The following is a 17716-nucleotide window of genomic DNA, read 5'->3' as shown; positions in this document are numbered from 1 at the left end:
CCCAGGGATGGGTTCACGGCGTGTCCCGCGAGCGGTGAGGGCGCCGCGCCCTCGACGCCGCGAGTTTGCTGCAGAGCCCTTACCCGCTCACCATCGAAGGACACGCTGCAAGTACGTCCTTGCAAGCTCTTATGCGGCATTGCATTGATGCCGCGTAAGGTCCCTCGGCGGTGAGCGCACAATGACCCGTCGAGATGATCGGTGTGCATGTTTTCAACAAAACAACCGACTAACTCTCTGGCGCGGTGTCCTCACCGCCGCGAGTTTGCTGCGGAGCCCTTACCCGCGCACCATCGCAGGACACGCTGCAAGTACGTCCTTGCAAGCTCTTATGCGGCATTGTATTGATGCCGCGTAAGGTGCCTCGGCGGTGAGCGGACAAGGACCCGTCGAGATGATCGGTGTGCATGTTTTCAACAAAACAACCGACTAACTCTCTGGCGCGGTGTCCTCACCGATTGCGGGACCGTGTGGCGGCATGGATGCCGCCACCGAGCCTCCAAGGAAGGATTCACGGCGTGTCCCGCGAGCGGTGAGGGCATCGCGCCCTCGACTCAGTAAGCGTTTGACTGCACTAAAACGACTTTACGACTGCACTAAATGACTTTACGACCGGGACTATGGTGGCAATCAGTCCTTTGGTCGACGGTTTGACGCGCTTAACGCAGCGACTTGATGGTCAGGTCCAGCGCGTCCTGGCCTTTTTCCTTCTGCAACAGACGCGCCGGCACCGGCAGGTCCTTGACCACCCAGGCGATCAATTCCTTGTCGCCATCCACGCGCGAAACCTTGGTGGCCTGTTCCTGCTTGCCGTTGACGGTGATGGTTTCCTTGCCGATCACCTTGTAGCTCATCGGCTTGATGCGGCCCTCGTCCACCATGCGGTAGTTGAGCGGCTTGCCGGCGGCCACATCGCGGGTGATCGCCAGGTTGATCAGCAACGCGTCCATGTCGCCAGGCTGCAGTTTGACCGGGCCGCGACGGTCCGGCTTGATATCGCCGGCCCATGTCGCCTGGCTGGTTTTCCAGTCGTAATTGGCAGTGACGTTGCGGCGCTTGACCATCATCGACGAGGTGTCGTTGCTGCTGACCGGGCGCAGCTGGCCACTGGTTTCTTCGAACACTGTGCTCTGGGTCAGATTGGCCAGCTGGTTCTGGATGGTCAGCGTGTAGCGCCACTGGTTGGCGCCGGCCGCGGCCAGCGTCATCGTGCCGTTGGCCTGCATGCCCATGTAATTGGCGGAGTAATCGGCCTGGAATGGCTGCATCGCGAATGCCGGCAGGCTGGCCACGGCCAGTGCGGCGGCGGCGATCAAGGCGCTGGTGCGAGAGAAGGTTTTCATGGTCAGACTCCTTGGTATTCGACCAGGCGGAGATCGACCTGATCCTCACCTTTGTCACGTTGCAGGATGCGCACCGGAGTCGGAACCCCGTTGGCGATCCAGAGGATGGTTTCGTTGTCGCCGCTGTTGACGCGGTACACGCGCAACGCGTCGTAGCTCAGGTCGCCGACCTGCACCACCTCGGTGGTGTCGGCGGCGCGGTAATCGTATTTGCGCACCCGGCCCACATCGACATAGCGGTAGCTCAGGCTGCGGCCGGGCTGCGCATCGCGCATCAGCGACAAATTCAACGACAGTGCGCTTTGATCGCCGTGCTGCAGTGGAATGGGTTGCTGACGCTCTTTCTTCAGGTCGCCGTCCCACTGCGCGGTGCCGGCTTGCCAGTTGTAGACGCCGGTGACTTTTTTGCCGAAGAACATCGCCTTGCGCACGGTGCTCTGGCTCAACGGCACATAGGTGTCGCCATCGACGCGAAATACCGTGCTCTGTTCCAGGTTCAAGCCCAGGATGCTGGCGAAGCCCTTGCGGCCGCGGACCGACATGTCGATGCGCCACTGGCTGCCTTCGCCGTGGCTGACCTGCATGGTGGCATCGCCGGCCTCCTTGCCGCGGTAGAACGCCTGGTAGGTCGCCACGAAAGGCTCCAGCGGCGGCGGCGTCCAGGTGCTTGCCGGCAGCGCGGCTGCAGCCGCGGGGGCAACCGGCGGAACAGGCGTGGCAGGTGGTTGCGCAGCAGTTGCCGGCGGGGCCGCTGCCTGTTGCGCACGGCCTGCGCCGGCCTGGCAAAGCAGGGCCGTGGTCAACAGCGCGGCGGCGATCGGGATGGCTTTCATGCGCGGGAGTTGAGGCACGGGGCCACAAGGATGTCCGAGACGGGATGAGGGGGGCGTATCCGCATTCAGGCGAGCGCGGCGTCAGCGGACTCTAGTCGTAGTGGCGTAAACAGGCACTGACCGTCGACATGCACCGCATCGCCGTCCACCTGCAGGCGTCCGCTGGCCAGCAGGTCCAGTGTGGCGAGCAGCAGCGGGTGCTCGCGGGCCAGAACGCGTGCGGCCAATTGCTCGGGGCTGTCGCCGGGGAGCACCGGCACGCGGGCCTGTGCGATCACGCTGCCGGCATCCAGTTCGGGTACCACCAGATGCACGCTGGCGCCGTGCTCGGTATCGCCGGCCTCCAGCGCGCGCGCATGGGTGTGCAAGCCACGGTACTTGGGCAGCAGGGACGGGTGGATATTGAGCATCCGCCCGGCAAAGCGCCGCACCAATGGCTCGCCCAGAATGCGCATGTAGCCGGCGCAGATGACCCAGTCCGGCTGTACGACGGCGATGGCATCGCCCAGCGCAGCGTCGAAGGTGTCGCGGTCGGCGAAGTCGCGCGGGCTGGCGCTCCAACGGCGCGCTGCGTCCATTTTTTGAAGCGCCGGCGCCTGCGGACGGTCGGAAAACACCCCGACCACTTCTGCGTGCAAGCGCCCGCTGGCGATCGCGTCAAGGATGGCCTGCAGATTGCTACCGCGGCCGGAGGCCAGCACGGCCAGGCGCAGGCGGGGATCAGTTGCGAGCATTGAACAGTGTCCTCACCGCGGGGTAGGCCGCCAGGCTGCCCAGGGTTGCCAGCAGCATGTCGGTGTGCGCGTCCCAGGGGTCGCCCTGCTGGCCGTTGTAGGCTTCGGCGGCCTGTGGCGACAGCAGCAGCGCAATGCCCCACTCGAACCACTCGTAGACCAGGCTGGCGCACATGATGCTCATCACCGTCAGCGCAAAGGCCTGCCGCAGTGTCAGCCGTGGCCACAGCCGCAATGCCAGTTGCGCAATGGCCGGCGTGAAGCACAGCCCGAACAGCAGGTGGATCAAGCGGTCGAAATGATTGCGCGTCCAGCCGAACGTGGCGCTGGGCGACCAGTGCACTAACTGCATGCTCCATTGCTCGTAGGGCACGTTGGAATACAGCCAGCGCGCGCCGATGCAGTGCAATCCGATAAACACGCAGATCGCCACGAAGGCGGCGTTCTCCAGCGGCCAGCGACGGTCGGCCCACACCAGTGCGATCAACCCGATCACGGTCAGCGAACTATGCAAGGCCTGTTCGACCGGCCACAGCGGTGTGATCCAGCTCGCCAGGAACACCGCGATGGTGACGGTCAACGCAGCCGGTTTGGCGCGGCGCAGGGTCCGGGTGATCACGTAGCTCTCAGGCGGCGGTTGCGGCAGGGCCGAACAGTGCCTTGACCTGAGGGCGCAACAAGGTGACCAGCGTAAAGACGCCAAGCACGGTGCCGAACGGCATGAAGGAGCACGAAATGCCCGCCACGACCAGGCACAGCAGATGGCGCCGGCGCTGGGCGATACAACGGCCGGCATAGGCCATGAAGCCGGCCAGGGTCAGGCCGCAGATGATGATCGCGGCCGCAAACACCACGAAGATCCAGCCGAACATCCGCATCTCGTCCGGTGCCGTTTCGCCGTTGTTGCCGTTCATCGGCAAGTGCCCGGTGACGATGGCCAGCCCCATGAACAGATGGATCAGCGGAAACAGTGAAAACAGCGCGGTGATGCCGGCCAGCACGTAATGAAAGATCGACAGCAGCTTGAGGTGCTGCAGGTCATCGGCGCTGGCCGGCGTCGGCAGGGCAGGTGTGAAAGCGTCCATGCAGGTCTCCTTGGCTCAGCCAATCCGCACGCGTTCGTCGCCTTGCGCGGCGACCACGTGGCCAATGCGCCAATGCGCCAGCGATTGCGCGTCCAGCCCCTGTTCCAGCGTGACGGCCTGCTCGGGCGAGGCGATCAGCACAAAGCCGATACCGCAGTTGAAGGTGCGCCACATTTCGGCATCGGCCACCGCGCCTTCGCGCTGCAGCCAGGCGAACACCGGCGGCAAGGCCCATGCCTTGGCATCAATGTCCAGGCCCAGGCCGTCGGGAATCACGCGGATGATGTTTTCGGTGAGCCCGCCGCCGGTGATGTGCGCCATGGCGTGGATCGTTTCGCCGTGCGACTTGAGCAACGCCAGCACTGGCTTGACGTACAGCGCGGTCGGCGCCATCAGTGCGTCGATCAGTTTGGTGCCGTCGTCCAGTACATGCTCTGCCGGCGCGCCGGCACGTTCGTAGATCTTGCGGATCAGCGAATACCCGTTGGAATGCGGGCCGGAGGACGCGATGCCGATCAGCACATCGCCCTCGCGCACCTGCGCGCCGTCCAGTAGCTGCGATTTTTCCACCGCACCCACGGTGAAGCCGGCCAGGTCGTATTCGCCGGGCGGGTACATGTCGGGCATTTCGGCGGTTTCGCCACCGATCAAGGCGCAACCGGACAGCTCGCAGCCGCGCGCGATGCCGCCGACCACCGCTGCGGCGGTGTCCACGTCGAGCTTGCCGGTGGCGAAGTAGTCCAGGAAGAACAGCGGCTCGGCGCCCTGCACCAGCACGTCGTTGACGCACATGCCGACCAGGTCGATGCCGATGGTGTCGTGGCGGCCCAGTTGCTGTGCCAGCTTGAGCTTGGTGCCCACGCCGTCGGTGCCGGAGACCAGTACCGGCTCCTTGTACTTGCCCGACAGGTCGAACAGCGCGCCAAAGCCGCCCAGGCCACCCATCACCTCCGGCCGGAAGCTGCGCTTGACCAGTGGCTTGATGCGTTCGACTAGGGCATTGCCGGCATCGATGTCGACACCCGCGTCGCGGTAGGTCATGGGCGAGGGAGTGGAAGGCGTTGGGCTGGTCACGGGCGTGGGTGGCTCGGCAGTAAAGGCGGCGATTTTAACAGCCACGTTGGCGCTAGCGCCCCATTCGGGCAACAATTCACCCGGATACGCTTACACCATGGAACCGTCGATGCGCCGCAGTCTCGCTTTCTTTCTTGCCCTCGTGGTCGCCATGCCTGTGGTTCCGGCCTTTGCGCAGGCCGATCTGCGTACCGAAGGCGACGTCGCCAAGGCGCAAAGTGCCTACGACGCCGAAGTGCCGGTCAACAGCCAGGGCGAATCCGATCGCCCCGGTGCCCTGGCGCGCGCGCTGGGCGCCGTGCTCGGCAAGGTCTCCGGCGATCGCTCGGTGATGAGCCGCCCCGGCGTCCCGCAGGCGCTGCGCAATGCGCCCAACTACGTCGAACACTACGACTACCGCCAGGATCAGGGCACCTCGCGCACGGGTGCGCCGACCTTCCGCACCACCCTGGTCGCGCGTTTTCGCCAGTCCGATGTGGATAGCTTGATCGCCGCCCTCGGCCTGCCGGTGTGGCCGCTGCCACGTCCCAAGCCGGTGCTGTGGCTGGCCATCGATGACGGCAGCGGCCCGCGCCTGGTCGGCGTTTCCCAGGCCAATGCCGCACGCAGCGTGCTCGACCGTGCGATCGAGCGCGGCTACCGGCTTGGCCTGCCGGGCGGAGCGGCCGCCGAGCAGGCGCTGGCCGGTGCGATCTGGCGCAAGGACACCGCCGCGGTGTCGCGCGCGTCGGCCAAATACAGCCCGCCGATGCAGCTGATCGGCAAGCTCTACCGCAATGATGCCGGCTGGACCGCCGACTGGGTGTTCGTGGACAACGGCAACGTGTTGTCCAGCTGGAGCAGCAGCGACGGCGATGCGCGCCGCGCGATGGCAGCCGGTGCCGATGGTGCCGCCGATGCCTTGGTCAAGCGCTACGCCAAGCGCGTGGATTCGGGGGTGCCGGGCGTGTACCGCGCAGTGATCACCGGCATCCACAGCGCCGACGATTACCTGCGGGTCGCCGCCGCACTGCAGAGCGTGTCGGTGGTACGCAGCATTCGCCCGGTCAGCGCCAACGGCGATCGCATGGAAGTAGATCTGGAACTGCTCACGGGTATTTCTGGGCTCAACCGTATGCTCGGCGACAACAGCCCCCTTGTGTCGGTCTCGGTACCGACTGAAGGCCCGATCATTCTCGACAACGAGCACGCCGAGTACCGCCTCAAATGACGTTAACTCCCGAAGCCGAAATCGCCTTATTCCTGCGTCGCCTCAAATGGGTGGCGGTCATTGTCGGCGTGCTGTGGGTGGTCTCGCTGCTGTCCCCGATCCTGACGCCGTTCGTGCTGGCATTGCTGCTGGCCTGGCTGGGCGACCCATTGGTGGACCGCATTGAACGTGCCGGCCGTTCGCGCAACATGGCGGTGGCGTTGGTATTCGTCTTGGCGCTGCTGCTGTTCGTGCTGGCGCTGATGATTCTGGTGCCGATGATCGAACGTCAGATCATGACCCTGATCGATGCCTTGCCGCAGATGCGCACCTGGGCAATCAGTACGGCCATTCCGTGGCTGGAAGCCAAGACCGGCGTGGAGCTGATGGGCTGGCTGGATCCGGAGCGTTTGATCGACTGGATCCGCAGCCACTGGGAGCAGGCCGGCGGTGCCGCCAAGACCTTCTTCGGTTACGTATCGCGCTCGGGCTTTGCGATGGTGACCTGGGTGATCAACCTGGCGTTGCTGCCGATCCTGGCGTTCTACTTTCTGCGCGACTGGGACCGGCTGGTCGAGCGTGTGGCGGCGGTCATCCCGCGCGCCTACATCGGCACCGTGAGCCGGCTGGCGCTGGAATCTAACGACGTGCTGGGCGGCTTCATCCGCGGCCAGTTCCTGGTGATGCTGGCGCTGGGCGCGATCTACGCTACCGGGCTGTCCATCATCGGGCTCAACCTGGGATTGTTGATCGGCATCATTGCCGGCTTCATCAGCTTCATTCCGTACCTGGGGGCAACCACCGGCATCGTGCTGGCGCTGCTGGCGGCCATCGTGCAGGCACAGGGGCTGGATCTGAAACTGCTGATCGGCGTGGGCGTGGTGTTCACGGTCGGGCAGCTGCTGGAAAGTTATTTGCTCACTCCGCGCATCGTCGGCGACAAGATCGGCCTGCATCCGGTGGCGGTGATCTTTGCGGTGATGGCGGGCGGCCAGTTGTTCGGCTTCCTCGGCATGCTGCTGGCATTGCCGGTGGCAGCGGTGGCCAACGTGCTGCTGCGGTATGCGCATGAGCAGTACACCCGCAGCGACCTGTACGCCGGCGAGCGTGCCGGTATCGTGCTGCAGTCCACCACGGCCGAGCGCAGCTTCATCATCGACCCGACCAAGGACGCAGATCGGTCGTGAGCGTGCCGCAGTTGCCATTGGCGTTGCGCGCGCCATCCGATCAGCGTTTCGATAGTTACATTGCCGCGCCCGAGGGCCTGCTTGCGCAGTTGCAGGCCCTGGCGGCCGGGCAGGTGAGCGATTGGCTCTATCTTGCCGGTCCCGCCGGTACCGGCAAGACGCATCTGGCGCTGGCGGTGTGCGCAGCGGCCGAGCAGGCCGGGCGGGCAACCGCGTATCTGCCGCTGCACGCAGCAGCCGGCCGCCTGCGCGATGCGCTCGAAGCATTGGAGGGGCGCAGCCTGGTTGCACTGGACGGCGTGGACAGCATTGCCGGGCAACGCGACGACGAGGTGGCGCTATTCGATTTCCACAATCGTGCGCGCGCTGCCGGCATCAGCCTGCTCTACACCGCACGGCAGATGCCCGATGGCTTGGCGCTGGTGCTGCCGGATCTGCGTTCGCGGCTGTCGCAATGCATCCGGATCGGATTGCCGGTGCCCGACGACGCGGCGCGCGCCGCAGTGCTGCGCGATCGTGCGCAGCGGCGTGGGCTGGGGCTGGACGACGCGGCGATCGACTGGCTACTGACGCACAGCGAACGCGAACTTGCCACCTTGGTAGCCTTGCTGGATCGGCTGGATCGCGAGTCGTTGGCGGCCAAACGCCGCATCACGGTGCCATTCCTGCGTCGCGTGCTTGAGGATCGCGGGGCGTAATGCAGTGGGTTTGCGGCTGTCTTGCAGGGCGCTTGCCTGCCAACCATCGCGGGACACGCTGCAAGTACGCCCATCTAAGTTCTTACGCGGCATCCAAGCCTCATAAGTTCTCGCGAGGGTGGGCGGGCAAGGACCAGCCGAGGCAGTCGGTGCGTCGAGTTTTCAGCAAGCAACCAGCAACGCTCTAGCGCGGTGTCCTCGTTCTTCAAAAAAGCAGCCAACTGTCTGGTGCGGTGTCCTCGCCGCTTGCGGGACCGTTGGCGGCATGGATGCCGCCATCGAGCCCCCAGGGACGGGTTTACGGCGTGTCCCGCGAGCGGCGAGGGCACCGCGCACTCGACATTGAGAGTGCGCGGCAGGGCCCTTGCCCGTGCACCATCGCGGGACACGCTGCAAGTACGTCCATCTAAGTTCTTACACGGCATCCATGCCGCGTAAGGTCCGTCAACGGTTGGCGGGCAAGGACGCGTCGAGATGGTCGGTGTGTGCGTGGTCGCGGTGCGGGCGGCCGCTAACGTGCGGTCTGATCAGCTCCTTTCGTCCAAGCGATGCCATTGCCAGTCCGGACATCGCCTCACCCGTCGGCGAAGGCGCATGCGGCAAACACGTTGCAACCAGCGAGCCAGCGCTCGAAGGTTTCTGTCGATGCGCTTGATGACAAGCGTTGCAGCAACGAGTTGCGATCAGCCGCCGTTGCGCAGTAACTGTGCATCCAGTTCTGCCAGACGCTGCGGCGTGCCGACATCGGTCCAGCGCCCGGCATGGTGGATGCCGTCGATCAGCCCTGCCGCCATCTGCGCGCGCAGGATCGGCGCCAACGCAAACCGCGGCGCAGCGCCGGACTGCTCTGGCAACTGACCAATCACCGATTGCCAATCGTGCATCAGCGACGGTCGATACATGCCGATGCCGGAATAGGTAAGCGTTGCGGGCAGATCTGCGTGCACCTTGCCCTCCGCATCCAGCGCAAAATCAGCGCGCTCTGCATAAACGGGGCGATCCACCAGCACCAGCTGCGCCAGTCCTTCCGGTGCATGCGACAGACGGGCAAAGTCGAAATCGGTCCAGATATCGCCATTGACCAGCAGGAACGGTGCATCGCCCAATAGCGGCAGTGCGTGCAACATGCCGCCGCCGGTTTCCAGCGGCGTTGCGCCTTCATAGGAATACGTCAGACGCAGCCCGAACGCGCTGCCGTCTCCCAGCGTTTGCGGAAACTGTTCGGCCAGCCACGAGGTATTGATCACTACCTCGTCCACGCCCAACGCTGCCAGTTTGCGTAAATGCCAGACGATCAGCGGCGTGCCGCCGACAGACAGCAAGGGTTTGGGCGTGTGCTCGGTCAACGGCCGCATCCGCTCGCCAAAGCCTGCTGCAAAAATCAACGCCTTCATGCGTTCGCCTGCAGTGCGCGTGTTGCCAATGCGGGTTTGACCACCTCGTCCAGCAGCATGATCAGCGGCGCCAGCTCGGCATAGCGCGGCAGTACTTCGTCCAGATAGGCGATGAAGCGCGGCACGTTGTCCAGATACCAATGCTTCCCATCGCGATGGCTCAGGCGCGAAAAAATGCCCAGGTTTTTCAGATGCCGCTGCACGCCCATCCAGTCCGCATCGCGCAGAAACTGCTGCAGTGGCGGCACCGGCAATCCGGCGGCCTGCGCACGGGCGTGATAACGCGCCAGCCAGCCGTCGACGCGTGCGATCGGCCAACTCACCGAGGTGTCCTTAAACAGACTGATCGGGTCGTAGGCGATCGGCCCGATCACGCAATCCTGAAAGTCCAATACTGCCGGACCATCGGTTACCGGCATCAGATTGCGCGGCATGAAGTCGCGATGGGTGAACACGCGTGGCTGCGCCAGCGCGTTGTCCATCAAGCGCCGTTGCACCAGCTGCAACTGCTCGGCCTGGCCGCAGTCCAGCTGCACGCCAAGATGGCGACCCAGAAACCATTCCTCGAACAAGCCGGCATCGCGTTGCAGCAGCGCCTCACCAAACACCCCGCTGTCGGCAGGTGGGGGGATCTGTTGCAGCAACAGCAATTGTGCGATGGCGCCATCCAGCAGGGCGTCGGCATTGGCGTCGGTCAGGACCTGCGCCAGCGTCGGTACGCCCAGATCCTCCAATAGCAGGAAGCCGACCTCCAGGTCCTTAGCCAGCACCTGCGGCACGCGGACTCCATGCGTACCCAACACGGCGTGCATGCGCAACCACGGCGCCACGTTTTCAAGCTGCGGTGGCGCATCCATCAGGATGCGATCGGTGCCGCGTCCCTGCGTGCGCCAGTAACTGCGAAACCCGGCGTCGACCGACGCGCGTTGCAATACTGCAGATGGGTCATCCAGTGCGTGTCGCACCCATTGCAGGCGCAGCGCGTCGCGCGCAGGGTCAGAAGGCGATACCGTCATGTGTCGTGGTTGCGTAGTGAAGTGAGGGCGAAGCGTGCAATGCAGCGGTCAGCGTTTGCTGCCGCTGAACAAGCGCAGCAGTGCAAGGATGGCGATGGCACCGAGCAACGCGCCGAGGAAACCAGCAGGCTCGCCTGCGTGGTACCAGCCCATGTAGCGGCCAAACCAGCTGGCTACCACCGCCCCGGCGATGCCCAGCACGATGGTCAGCAGGCAACCCAGGCGCTGCGTGCCGGGCGTGATGAAACGCGCCAGCAGCCCGACCACAAATCCCACCAGCAAAATGTAGAGCCAGCTGTCGCTACCAAACAAAGTGTTCATTGCAGCACCGAAGGCGAACGGGATCGGCAGACTAGCATTTCGGATGGTGGCGACTCGCGCTGCACGTACAGCGCGAGTGGTGCTGATGGGCTGCCTTCAGCAACTCGTTGCGTTGGGCATTGCCACAGAAACCCTGTCATGGAGTGACTGCCCAGACAGCCGCCGCCTTCAATCGCATGATCGAAGACCCAGCCTCTGTCCCTGCGGGAGAGGAGCTGGGCGAGAAGACGCTGACCAGGTTGCCGATGCCGCGTCCTTTGCGCCAAATGCAACGCAATGCTTCACGTCAGGACACGCCCTCAACCCGCAGTCGTCTCTCGTCGGCTCAACAGCAACCGTGTCCACCATGACGGGTACCGCTATCGGCCGCCACCGGCGAGCCGCTGGTTTCCCCGCGCAGGCAGGCCGCGTGATGCTCGGCGATCACCTTCGACACGCAGGCGGTGACGCGCTTGCCCATCGGGATGTGCAAAAACTCGTTTGGGCCATGCGCATTGGAATGCGGCCCCAGCACGCCGGTGATCATGAACTGCGCGCCGGGGAACTTTTCGCCCAGCATGCCCATGAACGGGATCGAGCCGCCTTCGCCCATGTACATCGCCGGCTTGTCGAAGAAGGCCTGGCTGGCATCGTCGATGGCCTTCTCCAGCCACGGCGCCATGGCCGGGGCATTCCAACCGGACGATGCCTTTTCCAGCTCCAGCGTGACCTGCGCGCCATTGGGCGGGTCGCGCAGCAATGCCTGCTTGAGCAGTTCGCCACAGGCCTTGCCGTCGGCGGTTGGCGGCAGACGCAGCGACAGCTTCACCGCGGTCTGCGGACGCAATACATTGCCGGCCGAGGCCAGCGGCGGCATGCCGTCCACGCCGGTGATCGACAGCGCCGGGCGCCAGGTCCGGTTCAAGACCAGCTCGGTGAGGTCGTCATGCATCGGCACCAGGCCATCGACCATCGGGAATTTGTCGAAGATGGCGGTATCCAGCGTCGCCGCTGCAGCCTTGGCCTGGGTCAGGCGCTCGGCCGGCACCTCCACATGCAAACCTTCCAGCAGGATGCGGCCCGAGGTTTCGTCTTCGATGCGCGACAGCAACTGCCGCAGCAGCCGGAAGCTGGACGGCACCACGCCGGACGCATCGCCGGAATGCACACCTTCTTCCAGCACCTTCACGCTGAGGTTGCCACCGGTCAGGCCGCGCAGCGAAGTGGTGCACCACAACTGCTCGTAATTGCCGCAGCCCGAATCCAGGCATACCACCAGCGAGGGCTTGCCGATACGCTCGGCCAGATGGTCCACGTAAGCGGGCAGATCGTAGCTGCCGGACTCTTCGCAGGCTTCGATCAGCACCACGCACCGCGCATGCGACAGGCCCTGGGTGCGCAGCGCCAGAATCGCCGCCAGCGAGCCGAAGATCGCGTAACCGTCGTCGGCGCCGCCCCGGCCATACAACTTGTCGTCGCGCAGCACCGGCTCCCAGGGGCCCAGGTCGGCATCCCAACCGGTCATCTCCGGCTGCTTGTCCAGATGGCCGTACAACAACACGGTGTCGTCGCCAGACTCCGGGCCGGTGGCCGGGATCTCGATGAAGATCAGCGGCGTGCGGCCGTCCAGGCGCACCACCTCGACCTGCATGCCATCGATGGCTTGGGCGCGCGCCCAGGTTTCCATCAACGTGACAGCCTGCTCCATATAGCCGTGGGCCACCCAATCGGCGTCGAACATCGGCGACTTGTTGGGAATACGGATGTAATCGACCAGCTGGGGGACGATTTCGCGGTCCCAGGTATCGCTGATGAATTGGTCGATCTTGGCGCTGTCCATGAAGGCTCCGAATGCGTGACGTAATGACACATTCTACGCCCGGGGCCAGGGGTAGGTATTTCCCTACAAGGCGGCGCGCAGTTCACCTGCTGTGTGAAAAGTTCGTTGGCGATAGGATTGCTGCATGTGGCGCGGGACACTGGCTCCGCCGGCAGGAATGCTGGCTAGGACCATCACCCAAGCCACAAGGAGCGTTGCAATGAAGTCATTTACCGTAGTCCTGAAGTCCCTGCTACTGGCGTTGTTGTTGTCCTCGAATGCGTACGCGCTTGAGAAGGTCGATATCAACACCGCGTCTGCTGAGGAATTGGACAAGGTGCTGACGAATGTCGGGCGATCAAAAGCCGAGGCAATCGTTGAGCACCGTCAGGCAAACGGTCCCTTCAAAAGTGCCGAGGAACTGGCACTGGTCAAGGGCATCGGACTCAAGACGGTCGAACGGAATCGTGACCTGATCGAAGTAGGAGCCACGATGGCTCCCGCCAAGAAGGCTGCCAAGGGGGCGGCGGTGAAACCGGTGGGACGGCGTTAAGGGGAAGGGATCCGAGATACGGTTCGACGCGAGGATGCGTGGCCGCAACCTAACTGGACAGGATGTCCGGGGGATGGCTGGAAGCCGACAAGGACGTGGAATCGCCCGGTGTTGCACTTGGATGTGCAGCCGGGCGTTTTTCGTTTCAGGACGTGTTGATTCGATCTCATCGCAGCGCTGTTCCTGATGGGCAACGCCTGGCTTTGCGCTGACAACGGCCCGCACCCATATGCTTCGGCAAGTTGACGCATTGACGCACGGACATCGCAGTGTCCTGAGATCCTGACATCTCGACATCTCGACATCCCGTTGAGCGTCGCGTGATGCAGCGAGGTCGATGCAGACCGTTATTCTCTGAGTGCTCGATGTGCCGGGGGCTCGAAACGCGAGGGCGGCTCGAGATGCCTGGTTTGCGTGCCGTCTGCGGATACCGCACGGTTGCAGCAGGGCTTGGGCGGCGGGCTTCGGGCACAATGCGCAGATGCAGCTGACAGACCTGAGCAGCCGGGTGATTCCGGCCACCGAGTACCGCCGCGAGCGGTGGCGCAATCAATTGGGTTGGACACGCGAGATCCTGCGGCTCGGGGAATCCGAGGCCTGGGCATTGCGGCTGTCGATTGCCGAGATCGAACAGGACGCCGCGTTTTCCGCATTCCCGGGGATCGACCGCGAATTGGTGTTGCTGCATGGAAACGGCATGCGCCTGCAGTTTGGCGACGGTGGGCTTGATCCCGGTGATGGTGCTGCGCGTGCTGATGGCCTGATCACAGATACACCTACTGATGACGGTGATGCTGGCGCACGCGTCGCTGGCGCCGCTCGTGTCGTCGAATTGCTGCCGCCCTACCAGCGTGTCCGATTCGCTGGCGAAGAGACGGTCGGTGCGACTTTGCTCGATGGGCCGACGCAGGACTTCAATCTGATGTGGCGCCGCGATCTGCTGCATACCGAGCTGCTGCATCGCCCCTTGGTCGGCACCATGCTGTTCTTTGCGGATCCGGGCAGCGCCTGGGTCATCCACCTGTTGGCGGGCCAAGCCAGCTTTGGACGCGACAGTGAGCTGCCGCCCCTGGCTGCGGGCGACACCGCATGGCTGAGTGCATCGACGCGGACCCGTTACGTGCTCGATGGCGGCGGCGAGCTGTTGGCGATCCGGGTGAGTCCGCTTGCTGGCGCCTCTGATTAGCAGGTCCGGGCAGTTGAGAGTGTTCTTGCTTGCATTGAACGGCCGAGATGCAAGTGCAAGTAAAAGCGCAGCCAGTGAACCGGGTAGTTAGCAATTTGGATTGATACGTGTCACGTGCACTGTCTGCGTCGAGAAACTAAAGAGGCTGACAACAAGTAGCGAGCACTCGTCTGGTGGGTGTGAACGGCGCGCAGGGACTGGAGTGTGAGTGGCACACACCGATGCCGAGCAACGGCTGCGGCCGTCTGGCAGTTCACAGTCGTTTTGTAAGCTGCTCTTAGCGAACTCGCAGAACTGCAGCAACGTGCCGAAGCGTGCCGATGCAGAGCATCGTTTGCCGACAAACGATCATTGCTGCATGCAGGATTCGGATGCCATGTCTGCCTGCCCACGATCGCCACGTGATGGCAGCGCTCCCCGCTGCCAAGCTGCGATCGTCAGCCTGCACGCTTGCTGTTCAATACACGTCGCGACGGTAGCGGCCGCTGCGTAGCAGTTCTTGCCTGACATCAGTGCCCAGCAGGGTGTCGAGGGTGCGGTCCACTTCGGGTGCCATGCCGCGCAGGCTGCCGCAGAGATAGATGCAGGCGCCGCGGTCGATCCATTGCCGCAGGCGATCGCTGGCAGCGGCCAATGCATGTTGTACGTAGCGTACCGAGGGGTTGTGGTCGCGCGAGTACACCAGGTCCAGACGCGTGATCCAGCCATCGTGTTGCCACTGCTGCAGTTCGTCGGCGTACAGCGCGTCGTGCGCGGCATTGCGTTCGCCAAAGATCAGCCAGTTGTCGCGCGCACCGGCTGCAATGCGTGCGCGTAGGTGGGCGCGCAAGCCGGCGATGCCGGTGCCATTGCCGATCAGCAGCATGGGCTGCGCGGGTGAGGGTGGGTGGAACCCAGGATTGCTGCGCAGGCGCAAGGCAATCTGCGCGCCGAGGTGAGCATGCACGCACAGCCAGCCACTGCCGACCCCTAGCTGCCCATCGACATGCCGATGTTCGCGGATCAGCAGTTCGGCGTGGCCTTCTTCGCTGATCGATGCGAGCGAGTATTCGCGATGCGGCAGCGTGATCAGGCTATGCGCCAAGGCGGTCGCATCCGCTGACGCCGTGGCCGCCGTCTGTGCATCGGTGGGCAGTTGCGAGCAGCCAAGCCAGTCGCGCAGCGTACGACCGTCGATGATGTCCGAGCCATCGCGTCGATGACGCTGCAACCAGGCGTCGACACGCTCCGGTGCGTTCTGCGGCGCGACCTCGGCGATGTCGCCAGCACGCCATGCCGGCAGTGCGCCATCGATGGGAGTGAGACGGAGCCGATGGATCGGTGCGCCGGCACTGCCTGGATTGACGTGGACGCGCTCGCGCAGCTGCCAGGCCGTGTAGGTCGGCACGCTCCAGTCGGGTTGCTCGGCAAGTGCAGGTGCCAATGCTGACAGACGTTGCTGCCATTGCTGCAATGCGCGCGGGTCGGCATTGTCGACCTCGATGCGCTCGAACAGGCGGGTGCCGCCGCGCGCGTGCAGGTGGTCATCGAGATGGCGACCGAACGCACAGAATTGCGTGTAACGGCGATCGCCGAGCGCCAGCACCGCGTACTGCACGGCGGCCAGATCCTGTCCGCCGTCGGCGAGCCAGTGACGCTCCGCAGCCTGTGCGTGATCCGGTGCATCGCCTTCGCCGGTGGTGCTGACGATGCATAGCAAACGCGGCACGCGCGCGAGCTGCTCGGCAACCACCGCCTCCAGCGGGAGTGCGTAGGCACCGATACCTGCCGCTTGCAAGGCAGCAGCACTACGCTCGGCCAATTCGCGTGCGAATCCAGTCTGGCTTGCCCACACAATCAGCATGCCACTGCTGTCGCCGTGCAACGTGTTGGCGCGTGCCCGGCGGCGCAGCAAGACCGCCGCGCACAGCACAGCGTAAGCGGCCATCCCGACGGCCGCCCATTGCAAGCGATGCGGTGTCGGTGCGCTCCACCAGGCACCGTCATGCAGGCTGGCAAGCCATCCGACAAGCGTCGCCAGTGCGAGCAGCAGCGCCCCGTTACCCATCCACACGCGTGGGCTTGCGGCGCTCATGACGCCGCCAGATGTTGCTCGAACGCCGGGCTCATCGCTTCATGCAAGCTGCCATCGTGTCGCGTCAGAAAGCGCACTGCCAGATCGGTCTTGGCGGCATAGGCAAGACCTGCGTCGATCCCGAGCACGGTCATTGCGGTGGCCCAGGCATCGGCCTGCATGGCATCGCGCGCGAGCACGGTGACGGCGGCAGGCGCATGCGGAATCGGTGCTCCAGTGCGTGGATCGAAGGTGTGCGCGTAGCGCATGCCGTCGGCATCGAAGCGGTGCCAGCGATCGCCCGATGTGGCGACTGCCAAGCCATCCAGCGTGAGCACACGTGCCGGCAATGTGGCGCCGGCGTCTTCGTCGGGCGCGGATTCGACCAGCACACGCCACGCGCTGCCATCGGGTTTGCATCCATAGCCGAACAATTCGCCGCCAACGTCGATCAAGGCGCTGGCGATGTCGGCCTGTCGCAATGCGTGCTGCACGCAGTCCACCCCGAAGCCTTTTGCGATGCCGGATAGATCCAGTGCGACGGCGCCAGGTTGCAGCACCCGCTGGCCATCCAGAGCCAGGCGTTGCCAGCCACAGCGCAGGCTGGCCAGCGCGATCTGCTCGGGCGAGGGCACACGCCGCCGGCCGCCGGAGGCGCCAAAGCCCCACAGTTCGACCATCGGCCCGACCGTGGGGTCGAACGCGCCGTCGCTGGCCTGCGCGATCTGCAGCGCGGTGCGCAGCACGGTGAAAAAGTCATCGGGCAATGTCTGCCACTGACCGGCCGCGGCACGGTTGTAGCGGCTGATATCCGAGTCGGCTTCCCAGGTGCTCATTTGCGCGACCACGCGATCGAGCGCTGCATGGATACGCGCATGCAGGGGATGCAGGTCGCGCGCACGCGGCGCCACCAGCTTGACGCTCCAGGTGGTGCCCATGCTGCGCCCGCCCAGGGAGGCAACGGCGTCATCTGCGGAAGAAACTGGGTGCATGCGTGGACCGGTCGAGCAGGTGCTGCCTGAGGCAGCCATGGTGACGCGCGAGCGTGTGGTTTGCATCACGCGGTGTGATGTTTGAAACAGTGAGGGATGCGCCGATTCGATGCTGCAGCACATATCGCAAACACCGCAAACACCGCAAATACCGCAAATACCGCAAATACCGCAAATACCGCACAGGCGGCAGGCGGTACACGCCGAACGGCATGTGCCGCTTCCACATCGCCACTGCGTTAACCGTAAGGTCAACGCAG

General features: G+C 64.4%; 17 protein-coding genes and 1 other RNA gene. 5 read left to right on the top strand and 13 right to left on the bottom strand.

The window, feature by feature from the left end; all coding sequences use genetic code 11:
- Positions 1–659 precede the first annotated feature (659 nt).
- From RQH86_RS13335 to purM, 6 genes are all read right to left on the bottom strand, one after another.
- Positions 660–1343 (bottom strand): DUF3108 domain-containing protein, encoded by a 684-nt coding sequence (locus tag RQH86_RS13335; protein ID WP_115554275.1) that lies wholly within the window; start codon positions 1341–1343, stop codon positions 660–662.
- A gap of 2 nt (positions 1344–1345) precedes the next feature.
- Complete coding sequence (locus RQH86_RS13330; RefSeq protein ID WP_311239292.1) at positions 1346–2176, bottom strand: DUF3108 domain-containing protein; 831 nt, start codon at positions 2174–2176, stop codon at positions 1346–1348.
- Between the two features lie 65 nt (positions 2177–2241).
- The gene (gene purN, locus RQH86_RS13325) at positions 2242–2910 is read right to left on the bottom strand and encodes a phosphoribosylglycinamide formyltransferase (protein WP_311239291.1); all 669 of its coding nucleotides are present in this window, start codon (positions 2908–2910) and stop codon (positions 2242–2244) included.
- Complete coding sequence (locus tag RQH86_RS13320; protein ID WP_311239295.1) at positions 2897–3514, bottom strand: DUF2238 domain-containing protein; 618 nt, start codon at positions 3512–3514, stop codon at positions 2897–2899. The genes purN and RQH86_RS13320 overlap by 14 nt, the downstream gene beginning before the upstream one ends.
- A 22-nt stretch (positions 3515–3536) precedes the next feature.
- Positions 3537–3995, bottom strand: a complete 459-nt coding sequence (locus RQH86_RS13315) for a hypothetical protein (RefSeq protein WP_311239290.1) — start codon at positions 3993–3995, stop codon at positions 3537–3539.
- A gap of 15 nt (positions 3996–4010) precedes the next feature.
- Positions 4011–5144 carry a phosphoribosylformylglycinamidine cyclo-ligase gene (purM, locus tag RQH86_RS13310; RefSeq protein WP_311239289.1) on the bottom strand — a complete coding sequence of 378 codons (1134 nt, stop codon included), beginning with the start codon at positions 5142–5144 and terminating at the stop codon, positions 4011–4013.
- A gap of 22 nt (positions 5145–5166) precedes the next feature.
- On the opposite strand from purM, the gene RQH86_RS13305 reads away from it, so the two are divergent.
- From RQH86_RS13305 to hda, 3 genes are read left to right on the top strand one after another with little or no spacing between them, the layout of a single operon-like run.
- Positions 5167–6279 carry a DUF2066 domain-containing protein gene (locus tag RQH86_RS13305; RefSeq protein ID WP_055849603.1) on the top strand — a complete coding sequence of 371 codons (1113 nt, stop codon included), beginning with the start codon at positions 5167–5169 and terminating at the stop codon, positions 6277–6279.
- Positions 6276–7445 carry an AI-2E family transporter gene (locus RQH86_RS13300; RefSeq protein WP_311239288.1) on the top strand — a complete coding sequence of 390 codons (1170 nt, stop codon included), beginning with the start codon at positions 6276–6278 and terminating at the stop codon, positions 7443–7445. Before RQH86_RS13305 ends, RQH86_RS13300 begins: the two co-directional genes overlap by 4 nt.
- Complete coding sequence (gene hda / locus RQH86_RS13295) at positions 7442–8143, top strand: DnaA regulatory inactivator Hda (protein ID WP_115513501.1); 702 nt, start codon at positions 7442–7444, stop codon at positions 8141–8143. Before RQH86_RS13300 ends, hda begins: the two co-directional genes overlap by 4 nt.
- 683 nt (positions 8144–8826) lie before the next feature.
- On the opposite strand, the gene murU is transcribed toward hda, so the two are convergent.
- From murU to RQH86_RS13275, 4 genes are all read right to left on the bottom strand, one after another.
- The gene (murU, locus tag RQH86_RS13290) at positions 8827–9537 is read right to left on the bottom strand and encodes an N-acetylmuramate alpha-1-phosphate uridylyltransferase MurU (RefSeq protein ID WP_311239287.1); all 711 of its coding nucleotides are present in this window, start codon (positions 9535–9537) and stop codon (positions 8827–8829) included.
- A complete protein-coding gene (locus RQH86_RS13285) occupies positions 9534–10553 on the bottom strand; it encodes a phosphotransferase (protein WP_311239286.1) in 1020 nt (339 codons plus the stop codon). The genes murU and RQH86_RS13285 overlap by 4 nt, the downstream gene beginning before the upstream one ends.
- Positions 10554–10601: 48 nt before the next feature.
- Positions 10602–10874, bottom strand: coding sequence for a GlsB/YeaQ/YmgE family stress response membrane protein (locus RQH86_RS13280; protein WP_005993264.1), 273 nt, complete (start codon positions 10872–10874; stop codon positions 10602–10604).
- A gap of 325 nt (positions 10875–11199) precedes the next feature.
- A complete protein-coding gene (locus tag RQH86_RS13275) occupies positions 11200–12693 on the bottom strand; it encodes a M20 family metallopeptidase (protein WP_311239285.1) in 1494 nt (497 codons plus the stop codon).
- Positions 12694–12850: 157 nt separating this feature from the next.
- Between RQH86_RS13275 and RQH86_RS13270 the strand changes: the two genes are divergently transcribed.
- Both RQH86_RS13270 and RQH86_RS13265 read left to right on the top strand, forming a co-directional pair.
- The gene (locus RQH86_RS13270) at positions 12851–13225 is read left to right on the top strand and encodes a helix-hairpin-helix domain-containing protein (RefSeq protein ID WP_005993268.1); all 375 of its coding nucleotides are present in this window, start codon (positions 12851–12853) and stop codon (positions 13223–13225) included.
- A 481-nt stretch (positions 13226–13706) separates the two neighbouring features.
- Positions 13707–14411, top strand: coding sequence for a HutD family protein (locus RQH86_RS13265; RefSeq protein WP_115528557.1), 705 nt, complete (start codon positions 13707–13709; stop codon positions 14409–14411).
- 143 nt (positions 14412–14554) lie between these two features.
- Here RQH86_RS13265 and RQH86_RS13260 read toward each other — a convergent pair.
- From RQH86_RS13260 to RQH86_RS13250, 3 genes are all read right to left on the bottom strand, one after another.
- A non-coding RNA gene (locus RQH86_RS13260) (sX9 sRNA) lies at positions 14555–14628 on the bottom strand.
- A 240-nt stretch (positions 14629–14868) separates the two neighbouring features.
- Positions 14869–16485, bottom strand: coding sequence for a flavodoxin domain-containing protein (locus RQH86_RS13255; protein ID WP_311239284.1), 1617 nt, complete (start codon positions 16483–16485; stop codon positions 14869–14871).
- Positions 16482–17456, bottom strand: a complete 975-nt coding sequence (locus RQH86_RS13250) for an FAD:protein FMN transferase (RefSeq protein WP_311239283.1) — start codon at positions 17454–17456, stop codon at positions 16482–16484. The genes RQH86_RS13255 and RQH86_RS13250 overlap by 4 nt, the downstream gene beginning before the upstream one ends.
- Between the last annotated feature and the right edge of the window lie 260 nt (positions 17457–17716).

The sequence above is a fragment of the Xanthomonas sp. WCS2018Noco2-27 genome, assembly GCF_031843525.1.
Classification (GTDB): Bacteria; Pseudomonadota; Gammaproteobacteria; order Xanthomonadales; family Xanthomonadaceae; genus Xanthomonas.
This window is presented reverse-complemented; position numbering and strand designations above follow the sequence as displayed.

Bases quoted from the DNA above. Each gene is read 5' to 3' on its own strand.
- RQH86_RS13335 (WP_115554275.1), bottom strand. From the start codon at position 1,343: ATGAAAACCTTCTCTCGCACCAGCGCCTTGATCGCCGCCGCCGCACTG.
- RQH86_RS13330 (WP_311239292.1), bottom strand. From the start codon at position 2,176: ATGAAAGCCATCCCGATCGCCGCCGCGCTGTTGACCACGGCCCTGCTT.
- purN (WP_311239291.1), bottom strand. From the start codon at position 2,910: ATGCTCGCAACTGATCCCCGCCTGCGCCTGGCCGTGCTGGCCTCCGGC.
- RQH86_RS13315 (WP_311239290.1), bottom strand. From the start codon at position 3,995: ATGGACGCTTTCACACCTGCCCTGCCGACGCCGGCCAGCGCCGATGAC.
- RQH86_RS13305 (WP_055849603.1), top strand. From the start codon at position 5,167: ATGGAACCGTCGATGCGCCGCAGTCTCGCTTTCTTTCTTGCCCTCGTG.
- RQH86_RS13300 (WP_311239288.1), top strand. From the start codon at position 6,276: ATGACGTTAACTCCCGAAGCCGAAATCGCCTTATTCCTGCGTCGCCTC.
- murU (WP_311239287.1), bottom strand. From the start codon at position 9,537: ATGAAGGCGTTGATTTTTGCAGCAGGCTTTGGCGAGCGGATGCGGCCG.
- RQH86_RS13285 (WP_311239286.1), bottom strand. From the start codon at position 10,553: ATGACGGTATCGCCTTCTGACCCTGCGCGCGACGCGCTGCGCCTGCAA.
- RQH86_RS13280 (WP_005993264.1), bottom strand. From the start codon at position 10,874: ATGAACACTTTGTTTGGTAGCGACAGCTGGCTCTACATTTTGCTGGTG.
- RQH86_RS13275 (WP_311239285.1), bottom strand. From the start codon at position 12,693: ATGGACAGCGCCAAGATCGACCAATTCATCAGCGATACCTGGGACCGC.
- RQH86_RS13270 (WP_005993268.1), top strand. From the start codon at position 12,851: ATGCTGGCTAGGACCATCACCCAAGCCACAAGGAGCGTTGCAATGAAG.
- RQH86_RS13265 (WP_115528557.1), top strand. From the start codon at position 13,707: ATGCAGCTGACAGACCTGAGCAGCCGGGTGATTCCGGCCACCGAGTAC.
- RQH86_RS13255 (WP_311239284.1), bottom strand. From the start codon at position 16,485: ATGAGCGCCGCAAGCCCACGCGTGTGGATGGGTAACGGGGCGCTGCTG.
- RQH86_RS13250 (WP_311239283.1), bottom strand. From the start codon at position 17,456: ATGCACCCAGTTTCTTCCGCAGATGACGCCGTTGCCTCCCTGGGCGGG.